This window comes from Aeromonas sp. S2(2024) (assembly GCF_041402505.1).
Lineage (GTDB): Bacteria > Pseudomonadota > Gammaproteobacteria > Enterobacterales > Aeromonadaceae > Aeromonas > Aeromonas media.
The window spans coordinates 177639-189787 of the sequence record NZ_JBGLRL010000006.1 but is presented as its reverse complement, the minus strand read 5'-3'; the positions used below and the strand labels follow the sequence as shown (position 1 = coordinate 189787).

Below are 12149 nucleotides of genomic sequence, written 5' to 3'. Positions count from 1 at the left end.
TCGTGAAACGCTTCGTCACCGCGGCCAGCGCCGCCACGCTCACAGCACTGCTCTGCGCATGCTCCGAGCCCGCCCCCTCCACAAGTGCCCTGAGGCCGGTGAACACCCTCGCACTGCACTACGACAGCCTGCGCAACAGCCAGCGCTATTTTGCCTCGGTCGCCTCCCGCTATGAGGTCGAGCAGGCCTTTCGCATCGGCGGCAAGGTGCTGGATCGCAAGGTCGATGTCGGTCAGGTAGTGAATGAGGGGGATGTGCTCGCCGTGCTCGATGATGCGGATTATCTGCTCGCCGAGGAGGCCGCCCGCCAGCGCCTGGATGCGGCCAAGGCCGCCGCCTGGCAGGCCGAATCCGACTGGCTGCGCCTCAAGGCACTCAAGAAGAACGGCTCCGTCAGCGCCTCCCACGAGGAGCAGGCCCACAGCACCCTGCGCACCGCCAGGGCGGCGGCGCAGGCCGAGGCTCGCCAGTTCGAGCTGGCCCGCAACCAGGTCAACTACACCCTGCTGCGGGCCCCCATCAGCGGCGTGGTGACGGCGCTGCACATGGAGAAAGGCCAGGTGGTGGCGGCGGGTCAACCCGTCGTCACCCTGGCCAACGAGGGCAAGCCGGAGGTCGTGGCCGATATTCCCGAGAACCGGCTGGCCGAATTCAAGGCGGCGCGCTACAAGGCGTCGCTCGCCACCGAACCGGAGCGCTATTTTGCGGTCGAGCTGCGCGAGCTGTCGGCCCAGGCCTCGGCGCAGACCCGCACCTACCGCGCCCGTCTCAAGCCGGTCGAGCCGCGGCAGTTGCCACTGGGGGCGACCGCCACCCTGATCGCCGAGCACACCGATGGCGGCACCCGGGTCGCGACCCTCCCTGCCACTGCCCTCACCCAGGAGCAGGGCGCCCCGGCGGTGTGGACGGTGCAACAGGACGGCAAGGGCAATACAGGCACCGTCAAGCTGGTCAAGGTGACCATCCAGGGTTATCGCAGCGACGAGGTGCTCGTCTCCGGTCCCGCCGAGGGGGCCCTCGTCGTCACCGCCGGGGTGCAGAAGATGGCGCCGGGGCTAAAGGTCGCCCTGCCCGCCGCCTCTGCCAGTGAGGAAGTGACCCGATGAACGGCTTCAACCTCACCCAGTGGGCGCTGAGCCACCGCGCCGTGGTGCTGTTTCTGATCCTGCTCATCACGGTGGCGGGCACCCTGGGCTTTGGCAAGCTGGGCCAGCTGGAGGATCCCAACTTCTCGGTACCCTCCATGACCGCCATGGTGGTCTGGCCCGGCGCCACGGCGCAGCAGCTCCAGGATGAAGTGCTCAACCGCATGGAGAAGAAGTTCGAGCAGCTCGATCACTTCGAGAAGGTCAAGACCTTCGCCCGCCAGGGCTTCGGCGGCATGCTGATCACCGTCAAGGGGGGCACCTCCAAGGCGGATCAGCAGGAGGCCTGGTACCAGGCGCGCAAGAAGTTCAGCGATCTCGAGCTCGAGCTGCCAGAGGGGGTCGTGGGTCCCCTCTTCAACGACGAATTTGGTGACGTCTACGGCCTGATGTACGCCATCAAGGGGGATGGGGTCAGCCTCGCCGATCTCGCCGATCAGTCGGAGATCATCAAGCGCCGCCTGCTCAAGGTGCCCATGGTCAAGAAGGTGGATCTGCTCGGCAAGCAGGCGGAAAAAGTCTTCATCGAGTTCTCCCACGAACGCCTGGCGGCGCTGGGCATCCAGCCGGTGCAGATCATGGCGGCCCTCAAGAGCCAGAACGCCATCCTGCCGGCGGGCTCCCTCGATACCGCCTCCGACCGTATCTATGTGCGGGTCAGCGGCCAGTTCCGCAATCTCGACAATATTCGCAACCTGCCCATTACCGCAGGGGGGCGCCTGATCAAGCTCGGCGACTTCACCACGGTGCGCCGGGGCTATGAAGATCCCCAGACCTACACCATCCGCCACAACGGCCAGCAGGTGCTGATGCTGGGTCTCTCCATGACCAATGACGGTAACATAGTCCAGCTGGGCGAGGCGCTTGAGACCGTCATCGCACAGATCCAGAACGAGCTGCCCTACGGCGTCGAGCTCGAGCAGGTCGCCGACCAACCCACCACGGTCAAGGAGGCGGTCTGGGACTTCGAGCGCTCCCTGGTGGAGGCCCTGGTGATCGTCGTCATCGTCAGCCTGCTGAGCCTGGGCTGGCGCACCGGTATCGTGGTCGCCCTGACGGTGCCCCTGGTGCTGTGCATGGTCGCCATCTTCATGCTGGGGACCGGCTGGAATCTGGAGCGGATCTCTCTGGGGTCGCTCATCATCGCCCTGGGCCTGCTGGTGGACGACGCCATCATCGCCCTCGAGATGATGGTGGTGAAGATGGAAGCGGGCTGGGACAAGGTCAAGGCCGCCTCCTACTCCTATCAGGCGACCACCATGCCCCGTCTGTCCGGCGCCCTGATCACCGCCGCCGCCTTCATGCCGGTGGGCTTCTCCCAGTCCACCACCGGCGAGTACGCCGGCGGCATCTTCTGGATCGTTGGCGTGGCGGTGATCTTCTCATGGCTCTGCTCGGGCCTCTTCACCCCCTACCTCGCCGTCAAGATGCTGCCCGACCAACTCGGCCATCACCATGGGGATACGGGCCCTTATGACAGCAAGGGCTACCGCAAGTTGCGTGGCTGGATCCAGCAGGCCATCGCGCGCCGCTGGCTGGTCATCGGCGTCACCTTCGGGGCCCTGGTGCTGGCCGTGCTGGCGGTCAAGCTGGTGCCGCAGCAGTTATTCCCCAACAGCACGCGGCCCGAACTCATCGTCGAGCTGCGTGTCAAGGAGGGAGCCTCGTTCGCCGCGACCACAGAGCAGGTAAAGCGGATGGAGCAACTGCTGGCCAAGGATGAAGACGTGCGTTTCTACACCGCCTACACGGGCGCCGGCGCGCCGCGCTTCTACCTCTCCCTGGATCCCGAGATGCCCAATCCTGGCTATGCCCAGCTCGTGGTGATGACCCGGGACCTGGAGGCCCGCGAGCGCGTGCGTTCGCGCCTGATGGCCATGGCGGGCGAGCAGTTCCCCCAGGCCTGGGTGCGCGTCACCCGCCTCGAACTCGGCCCGCCGGTGGGCTTCCCGATCCAGTACCGTATCGTCGGCGCCGACACTCAGGTGGTGCGCGCCATCGCCCGCAAGGTCGAACACCTGGTGGCGAGCAATCCCCAGGTGCGCGATGTCCAGCTCGACTGGAACGATCCGGTGCGCGCCCTCGGGGTCGAACTCGATCAGGAGAAGGTGCGCGCCCTGGGGCTCTCCCCCGCCGAAGTGGCGATGGCGACCCAGTCCCTGATGCAGGGGGCGACCCTGACCCAGCTGCGTGACGGTGAGGAGCTGATCGACGTGGTCGCCCGCGCCATTCCTTCGGAGCGACTGGATGTGGAGACCCTGAAGGACGTCAACCTCTACACGAGCCAGGGCACTGTGGTGCCCCTGTCGCAGATTGCGACCGTGCGCCATGAGCTGGAAGAGCCTGTGCTGTGGCGGCGCAATCGCGACATGGCGATCACGGTGCGGGCCGACGTGGTGGACGGTGCCCAGGCGGTCTCCGTGACCCAGGCCATCACCCCCCTGCTCAAGGAGATAGAGGCGACTCTGCCCTCCGGTTACCGGATCGACGTCGGCGGCGCGGTCGAGGAGAGCAACAAGGCCAACGAGGCGCTGATCGCCGTGGCCCCCGTGATGCTGATCACCATCTTGCTGATCCTGATGCTGCAACTGCAGAGCTTCTCCCTGATGGCCATGGTGCTGCTGACCGCGCCCCTTGGGATGATCGGGGTCGTGGCCGCCCTGCTGCTGTTCCAGGCGCCCCTGGGCTTCGTCGCCATCCTCGGCATCATCGCCCTGTGCGGCATGATCATGCGCAACTCGGTGATCCTGATCGACCAGATCCAGATAGAGACCGCCAGTGGCCGGGATCCCTGGAGCGCCGTGGTCGAGGCGGCCGTGATGCGGGCCCGTCCGGTGATGCTGACGGCGGCGGCCACCGTGCTGGCCATGATCCCCCTGACCCGCAGCGTCTTCTGGGGCCCCATGGCCATCGCCATCATGGAGGGGCTGACCATCGCCACCCTGCTGACCATCTTCTTCGTGCCCTCCCTCTATGCGGCCTGGTTCAGGATCGCCCCGCTCAAGGAGACCGGGCGCCCCCTGGCGCAGGCCGCTGACGCAGAGGAGCGAGCATAGTGAACAAGCGACGCACTGCGCTGATGTTGGCTGGGCTGCTGCTGAGCGGCGCCAGCCAGGCTGCGGATGGCACCCTGACCATCACGGTGGAGAACGACGTCTTTACCGGCTCTGACAACAACTACACCAATGGCGTGGGGATCGCCTGGGTATCGGGGGACATAGACCCCGATGATCCGGGCGCACTCGGCCAATGGACCCGGCTCTGGTCGTTCCTGCCGTTCGTGGCCGATGAGGGATACACCACTTATGCCTCCTGGGCCCTGGCCCAGGAGATCAACACCCCGGACGACATCGCAGAGCCCCATCCCGATGCCGATGATCAACCCTACTCAGGGGTGCTGGTGGCCGACAGCACCCTCTATGCCCGCAGGTGGGACTGGAGCCACGCCTGGCAGCTCAAACTGGGGGTGGTGGGCCCCGCCTCCCAGGCCGACGACACCCAGCGGGAGTTTCATCGGCTGATCGGGGCCGACAAGCCGCAAGGCTGGGATACCCAGCTGCCGAACGAGCCCATCGCCAACCTCAACTACACGGTGGCCCACCTCGCGGCCGCCGGACACACCGCCGCCGAGCTGGAGTGGCGCCTGGTGCCCCTGGCCACCGCCGGGGTCGGCAACTATTTCACCGGAGCCGGGGTTGGTCTCTATGGCGAAATAGGCTGGGATCTGGTGGATGCCCTGGGGGTCACCGCCTTGCGCTCCGGGCTCAATGCCGCCTCCACGGTCGGGATAGCACCGCGGGATGTCTGGTCCCTCTCGTTCTTTGGCGGCGGCGGCGCCTACGGGGTCGTTCACTACCTGCCCCTCGATGGCCCCCTGTTTCGCAGCAGTCACTCCGTCGATTCCGAGCCCCTCATCGGCATGGGCTCCTTCGGGTTCTGTTTGCGGCGGGGCAAGTTGACCCTGGGGTTCGCCCGCACCTTTTTCAGCGAGACCTTCGACACCCAGCGAGAGCAGACCAACTTCGGCACCCTGAGTCTGTCATGGGTGCTGTAATCGCCATCACAATGGGGCAGCTCGCCGGCAGCCATCGTCCGGACTGAGGCTGGCCTTGCGCAAGATGCAGAGGACGGCGGATCGCTTCACTACCCTTCAATAAAAAATGGGAGCCATGATGGCTCCCATTTTTTTGCTCTCCTCCGGATCAGTGGCGCCCGAAGGGCCACCAGGGCTTGTCGTTGTCCTGAATGTCGACCCGGGTCTGCTGAACTGTGCCCGGCTGGGCCCCTTTCAGCTTCTCGAGGTTGACGCTGAACTGCTCGGTGGACTCCACGAACCAGTCATCCAGGATCAGCACCTTGACCGACTTGCTGCCACCTTCACCGGCGGCCCAGCTCACCGACTGGCCGAACCAGGGCAGGAAATCCAGCCCCCAGCGCGCCGTGATCCCCTCAAGGCCCAGCTGGGCGCGGGCCGGCTTGCTGAGATCACCGCTGCGTACCACAGGGATCTCGGCAAACCACTGCCCCTCGTTCACCGTCAGGCTGGTCTGGGCCAGGGAGATGGTGGACGGTGCCAGCTTGTCCTTGATGGTCACCAGGGTCTGGTGCTGCTCCCCCAGCGCCGCGCCGCTCGGGTCAAACAGCTCCAGGGTGAAGGCCTCATCCCCCTCGTGCAGGGTGTCGCTCTTCACCGGGATCTGGATGGTCTGGCTGTCGCTCTGGCCCGCCGCCCAGTTCAGAGTACCGGTGAGGGGTGCCACGTCGTTGGCATCGGCGCTGCCAAAGGCGATGCGATAGCTGACGCTGGCCTCCCCATGGCTGCCGTCGCGACGCGCAACGCTCAGCGTGAGGGTACTGCCCTCCTCCACGCTGGCGACTGCGCTCTCCAGACTGATCACCCCGGCAGGCGGCAACGGATACTGGATCGCCACCAGCACGGGATCGTGATCCGAGGCGCTGAAGGGGCCGTCCGATTTGGCCAGCTGGCCTGTGTACTTGCTGCCGTACTCGAAGAAGTTGCTCTCGGCGGAGTTGATGTGCCAATCCTCGATGCCGATCACCTTGGCCGCGAGGCTGGGGCTCGCCAGGGCGTGATCCAGGTTGCCGAGCTCACCTTCATAGCTGTAGGAGTAGGTGTCGGTGCCGTGGAAGCGGGTGTTGAGGTTCACCAGACCATAGCCCTTGCCAAGAGCGCTGCCGCTCTCCTCGAAAGGCTGGCCCGCCAGCGTGGTGAAGGAGGCGCTCATGATCTGGCGCGGCTGGGCCGCCGGATCATAGCTGGTCAGCACCCGGATGGGATCCTCCATGCCGTAGGCGTTCATGTCGCCGATGAGCAGCAGATCCCCGCTCAGCGCCTTGAGGCTCTCCCCCAGCACCTTGGCGGCGGAGACCCGCAGCGCGTTGCAGTGGCCCTGCCCGTCCAGCGGATCGGCGGTGGCGTAGTCGGGGTAATCCTCGAAGCAGGCGGAACCCTTGGACTTGAGGTGGTTGACCACCAGGGTCAGGGGCGCATCCCCCTTGGGCGAGCTGAAGCGCTGCAGCAGCGATTCGCGCATGCCCTGCTTGATGGCAACCGGCTTGCCGCTGGCGTCCTGCGCCTCGGCCTGCTGCACCGGCAGCTCGATGAGGCTGGCAGCCCCCTCTGGCATCACGCTGGCGGGCCGGTAGATGAGACCCACCGTGATGGCGTCGGTGCCGATGGGCTGGCCATCGGGGGAAGCCACCCAGGCGTAGTGATCCGCCTCGTCCGGCTGGGCGGCGTTGAGGGCCGCCACCAGGTTGGCGATGGCGGAGTTGTCGCCGTAGCCGTTGTTCTCTATCTCCATCAGCCCCACCACGTCCGCATTGAGACGAGTGATGGCGCTGACGATCTTGGTGCGCTGCAGCTCGAACTCCGCCACCGTCAGGGCGCCCCGGTTGCTGCCGGTGGGGTTGGCATCCCCCCCCACGACGGTGGTGAAGAAGTTGAGCACGTTGAAGCTGGCGACCCGCAGATCCCCCGCCTCGGCCAGCTCAGGGGTCTCGACCCTGTCCCAGCCGCTGTGATCGATGTTGCTGGCATCGATGCGGTTGTTCGCCACCAGTCTGAACAGGTTGTAGGAGTAGCCAAGCGCCCCCTCCAGCCCGTTGAGCTTGTCACCGATGCGCAGGTAACCATCCTCGGCGTTGAAGCCGGGGAACCAGGGCAGCACACCGTCCGGCGCCTTGGCGTCGGTCTCCACCACCAGCTGATTTTGCTGGTTGCGCAGGGCCCAGTCGCTCGCCTCCTGGCTCATGGCGGCAAATTTCTGGGTCGACTTGATAAGTGGCGCGCCATAGGCCAGCACCAGGTTGTTGCGCTTGCCGTCGTAATCGAAGCTGAAGTTGCGGGTCACCACCAGACTGGACTCGGGCACCAGCCGTACCTGCATCCCCTCGTGACGCTCCAGCAGTTGGCTGAGGCTCTCGCCCGCCACCGGCACCAGATCCACCGCTGCCGGCACAGCCCCCACCGGCTGGGTCACTACCAGCGCATCGGCACTGAGCTGGGTCTGGTTGAAATACTCCTTCACCTTGCCCGAGACGCACACCTCGGCGCCCGGCACGATGGCGCCGTTGGCCTGGGTGCTGTGGATGAAGAGACCGTCGGAGGTGGCCGGATCCCCGTCCCCTTGCGGGTCCTGGATGAAGAAGCCCTTGTAGAGACCGTTCACCACCTGAGTGACGATGCCACGGGTGGCATGGGCCTGCTCGGATTCAAACTTGCCGGCCGGTACCAGCGGGCTGCTGCTGCCTGAACCCTGAATGGCGGGCACCGGCACAAGAGTGTCTACCGGACAGACGAAGGCGGGCGGCTGGGTACCATCACAGGAGGCATCGCCGCTGCAGCCGAGACCGCTGGCGTCATCCTTGGCGGCGGCCACGTATTCCAGTGCCGGATCGAAGGGGCCGGTCGCATCAGTCCGGCCCGTGCTGACGGTGGCCTTGCGGCGCAGGGTCATGTCCAGGGTCGAGACGCTGCCAGACACCCAGGCAGTGCCCGGATCCACCCCCACCTGGCCGACGCTGTCCACTATCTCGCTGCCGCGATAGAGCACCAGGGCGTCGTCACCGTTGAACACCAGGTTGCCGCTGGTCTGGGTCGCCTTGGCCAGGATCTCGCCGCTGGCGGAGGGGTTGGCCAGCACCAGGCTGGCACCGGGGGCGAGCGTGCCTTGCAGTGTCAGGCTGTTGGTGGGGACATCGGTGAGAGGCTTGCCGTTGGCATAGAGCGCCAAACGGTATTGAGAGAGATCGACGGGAGTCGCGCCCAGATTGCTCAGCTCCACCGCCTTGTTGTTGCTGGATCCTTCCAGGTATTCGCTGATCAGCAGTTGTGCCTGTGTCTGTCCAGAGAGCGCCAGCCCGACGGCCAGCGCTACCAGAGAGTGTCTTCCTGACATGGTCAGTTTCCTTTTTTTATTTGCAGATTATGTTATTGGCGCCCCGCGCAAGGCGGGCCGCAGCACCTTGTTACCTGTCGAACTCGGCCGATGACCAAGAGCGCGCCTACTCTGCCCTTTTGACGACGGAGCCGCTGGGAGCTGGCTAACAATGACCGCAAATTGTTGCGCGCAGGTGACGATCAATACCCGAATGGGCAGTGCCTGTCATCGGTGCGCAGGAAATCGTCGCCACCTCCGGGGGGCCATGTCAAGGGGCTCGACATCGAGCAGAGTCCGGGGTTGAGAGCCGCTCCAGAGGTGCGAGCGAGGCGGCCAGAGCGTGGTTCCAAGTGCAGCCAGATAGACGCCACAGGCCCCCATGCCCCGTGAAGGCAGTGAGATGGGCTTCATTGGAACGATACTCTGTGCTCGTGTGAAACCGGTTCAGTAATGACAGAAATAACAAGAGAGGAGATGGCACAAACGTTTGTTGCTTTTGCGCTCGCGAATGGCAATAGTTCTCACTTTCTTTTTTGACCGTCTTTATTCCCGAGGTGTTATAAGATGTTTCGTCACCCCCTGGCAAAGCTGCTGCTGCTTGGTCAGCTCGCCCTGATGAGCTGGATGGCGCAGGCCGCCGCCCCCGTTGAAGTGGAAGATGTGATGGGCCGCAAGGTCTCCCTCAGCCTTCCGGCCAGCCGCATCGTGCTCGGTTTCTATCCCGAGGATTATCTGGCCGTGGCCGGTGAAGGCGGCGCCGATCGCCTGGTGGGCATGTCCCGTGGCTGGTTCGTCAAGTCCCGCCCCGCCATCTGGTCCCTCTATGTGGCCAGCCTGCCGCAACTGGCTAGGGTGCCCGACCTTGGCAACGTGCAGGATCAGAGCTTCTCCATCGAAAAGACCCTGGCAGTCAAACCCGATCTGGTGATCCTGGCCCAGTGGCAATATGAGGCCCTGGCCCCGGATCTGCCGCGTCTCGAGCAGGCAGGCATCCCGGTGGTGGTGGTGGACTACAACGCCCAGACCCTGGACCGCCACATGGCGAGCACCTTGCTGCTTGGCAAGGTGACCGGCCAGGAAGCCCGAGCCCAGAAAATGGCCGGCGAGTACAAGGCCAAGATTGACACCATCACCTCCCGCATCGCCGCCGCGAAGCGCCAGCCACCCCGGGTCTATATCGAGCTGGGTGACAAGGGACCGGCCGAATACAGCTACACCTATGGCAAGGACATGTGGGGCGCCATGGCCCTGCTGGCGGGCGGTGACAACGTCGCGGCTCCCTTTGTCGAACGCTGGGGCCCCATCCACCCTGAGCAACTGCTGGCGAGCAAGCCCGAGGTGATCCTGATGGCGGGATACGAGAGCGTGAGCAGTGCAGAAGCGATGCAAGTCGGTCAGGACGTCTCGGCCGAGACGGTGCGCCAGCGTCTGCAGGGCTTTGCCGCCCGTCCGGGCTGGAGCGAGCTGCCCGCGGTGCAGCAGGGTCGCCTCTATGCGGTCTATCACGGCGCCACCCGCAGCATCATGGATGCCGCCCTCATCGAGTTCATGGCCAAGGCGCTCTATCCGGATCTGTTCCAGGATCTCGATCCCCTGGCCACCTATCAGGGCTTCTACCACGCCTATCTGCCCATTCACCCCCAGGGCACCTTCATGCTGGGTATCAAGCAGGGTGAAGCAAACTAAATCCGGTCGTTCGGGCTCTGCCCACCTCGGCAGAGCCCTCTTCGTCATCCCTCTTTAACCGGGCGCCCTCATGGCGCCCGCTTCAGGATTGTCATCATGAATGATTTGGCTGCCCTGCAGCAGACCCTCACCCGCCAGCGGCAACGGGAGCGCCGTCGCTGGCACTGGCTGGCGCTGCTCACCCTGGTGCTGTGCATTACGCTAGTGCTCGACATCGCCACCGGCCCCTCCCTGCTGCCCCTTGGGGAGGTGGTCGATGCCCTGCTCTCCCCCGCCCAGGCGGACTCCATGACCCGCACCATAGTCCATGACATGCGCCTGCCCATCGCCCTGATGGCGCTGGTGGTCGGCGCCTCGCTCGGCCTTGGCGGCGTCCAGATGCAGACCCTGCTGGACAACCCCCTGGCCAGCCCCTTCACCCTGGGGCTCGCGGCGGCGGCCGGGCTTGGCGCCGCACTGGCGCTCTATAGCGGCGGTCTCGGGCTCCCTCCCCTGATTGCCATTCCGGCCGGTGCCTTCATTCTGTGCATGTTTGCCGCCAGCCTCTTGTTCGGCCTCGCCATGATGCGCAACATCAACAGCCAGACCCTGATCCTGGCGGGCATCGCCCTGCTGTTCCTGTTCCAGTCCCTGCTCTCCCTGCTGCAGTTCCTCTCCTCTCCCGAGCTCAACCAGCAGATCATGTTCTGGCTGTTTGGCAGCCTGATGCGCACCACCTGGGACTCCCTGATCATCACCGCCGCCGTCACCCTGATCTGCACCCTGCTCATCTATCGGGATGCCTGGGCCCTCACCAGCCTGCGTCTGGGGGAAGCCAGGGCCCGCAGCCTCGGGGTCAACGTGGACAGGTTGCGCATGAAGACCCTGATCCTGGTCGCCCTGCTCACCGCCACCGCCACCAGCTTCGTCGGCATCATCGGCTTCGTCGGCCTGGTGGCCCCCCACATCGCCCGCATGCTGGTGGGGGAAGATCAGCGCTTCCTGATCCCCCTCTCGGCCCTGTGCGGCGCCTGCATGTTGTCGGCGGCCTCGGTGCTCTCCAAGTCCATCATTCCAGGCGCTCTCTTTCCCATCGGCATCGTCACCGCCCTGATTGGCGTGCCCTTCTTCATCTGGCTGATCCTCGGCAGGGGGCGTAAACGTGCTTGAGATAACCCGACTCTCCCTCTCCCTCGGCCAGCAGACCCTGCTGCGGGAGCTCGACCTCACCCTGCACACGGGCCAGGTCCATGTGATCATCGGCCCGAACGGGACCGGCAAGACCTCGCTGCTGCGCGCCCTCTTTGGGGAATTGACCCCGGGCAGCGGCGACATCCGCCTGGGGGGCCAGAGCGCCCGCCAGATGACCCAAGCCAAGTGGCGCCAGCAGTTTGGCTACATGCCCCAGAACATCCAGCTGGAGCTGGACTTGAGCGTCATCGAGGTGGTGGTGCTGGGGCGCCTCGACAGCCTCTCCATGCGTCTGGCGGACGAGGACATACTGGCGGCCGGCCGCGCCCTGCAGGCCCTTGGCATCGCCCATCTGGCGGATCGCCCCCTCTACTCCTTGAGCGGCGGCCAGCGGCAGATGGTGCTCTTTGCCCAGGTGCTGCTGCGCGATCCCCGCATCATGATGCTGGACGAGCCGGTCAGCGCCCTGGACCTGCATCACCAGATGCAGCTGATGGAGCACCTCTGTCAGCAGACCCGGGAGCAGCAGTGGATCACCCTGGTGGTGCTGCACGATCTCAACCTGGCGGCCCAGTTCGCCGATCAGCTGATCGTGCTGGCAGGGGGCGACTTGCAAGCCTTCGGCCCCCCCGCCCGGGTGCTCGATGCAGCCCTCATCGAGCGCCTCTATCAGGTGCCGGTGCAGATAAGCCACGACCAGAGCGGCACCCCCTTCCTGCGTACCCTGCGAAGACAATCATGACGG

The 12149-nt window shown here is 65.3% G+C and carries 7 protein-coding genes; 6 read left to right on the top strand and 1 reads right to left on the bottom strand.

Annotated features, from left to right (window positions below; genetic code table 11):
• Positions 1–2: 2 nt before the first annotated feature.
• From ACB039_RS08915 to ACB039_RS08905, 3 genes are read left to right on the top strand one after another with little or no spacing between them, the layout of a single operon-like run.
• Positions 3–1106, top strand: coding sequence for an efflux RND transporter periplasmic adaptor subunit (locus ACB039_RS08915; protein ID WP_371165522.1), 1104 nt, complete (start codon positions 3–5; stop codon positions 1104–1106).
• Positions 1103–4201 carry an efflux RND transporter permease subunit gene (locus tag ACB039_RS08910; protein ID WP_371165521.1) on the top strand — a complete coding sequence of 1033 codons (3099 nt, stop codon included), beginning with the start codon at positions 1103–1105 and terminating at the stop codon, positions 4199–4201. Before ACB039_RS08915 ends, ACB039_RS08910 begins: the two co-directional genes overlap by 4 nt.
• Positions 4201–5199, top strand: a complete 999-nt coding sequence (locus tag ACB039_RS08905; RefSeq protein ID WP_371165520.1) for a lipid A deacylase LpxR family protein — start codon at positions 4201–4203, stop codon at positions 5197–5199. Before ACB039_RS08910 ends, ACB039_RS08905 begins: the two co-directional genes overlap by 1 nt.
• Before the next feature lie 148 nt (positions 5200–5347).
• Here the strand turns inward: ACB039_RS08905 and ACB039_RS08900 are convergent, their stop codons facing one another.
• On the bottom strand, positions 5348–8566 hold the full coding sequence (locus ACB039_RS08900) for an ExeM/NucH family extracellular endonuclease (RefSeq protein ID WP_371165519.1): 3219 nt from the start codon (positions 8564–8566) through the stop codon (positions 5348–5350).
• A gap of 546 nt (positions 8567–9112) precedes the next feature.
• On the opposite strand from ACB039_RS08900, the gene ACB039_RS08895 reads away from it, so the two are divergent.
• From ACB039_RS08895 to ACB039_RS08885, 3 genes are all read left to right on the top strand, one after another.
• On the top strand, positions 9113–10234 hold the full coding sequence (locus ACB039_RS08895) for an ABC transporter substrate-binding protein (RefSeq protein ID WP_371165518.1): 1122 nt from the start codon (positions 9113–9115) through the stop codon (positions 10232–10234).
• Positions 10235–10330: 96 nt separating this feature from the next.
• Positions 10331–11383, top strand: coding sequence for a FecCD family ABC transporter permease (locus ACB039_RS08890; RefSeq protein ID WP_371165517.1), 1053 nt, complete (start codon positions 10331–10333; stop codon positions 11381–11383).
• Complete coding sequence (locus tag ACB039_RS08885; protein WP_371165516.1) at positions 11376–12146, top strand: ABC transporter ATP-binding protein; 771 nt, start codon at positions 11376–11378, stop codon at positions 12144–12146. Before ACB039_RS08890 ends, ACB039_RS08885 begins: the two co-directional genes overlap by 8 nt.
• Positions 12147–12149 lie beyond the last annotated feature (3 nt).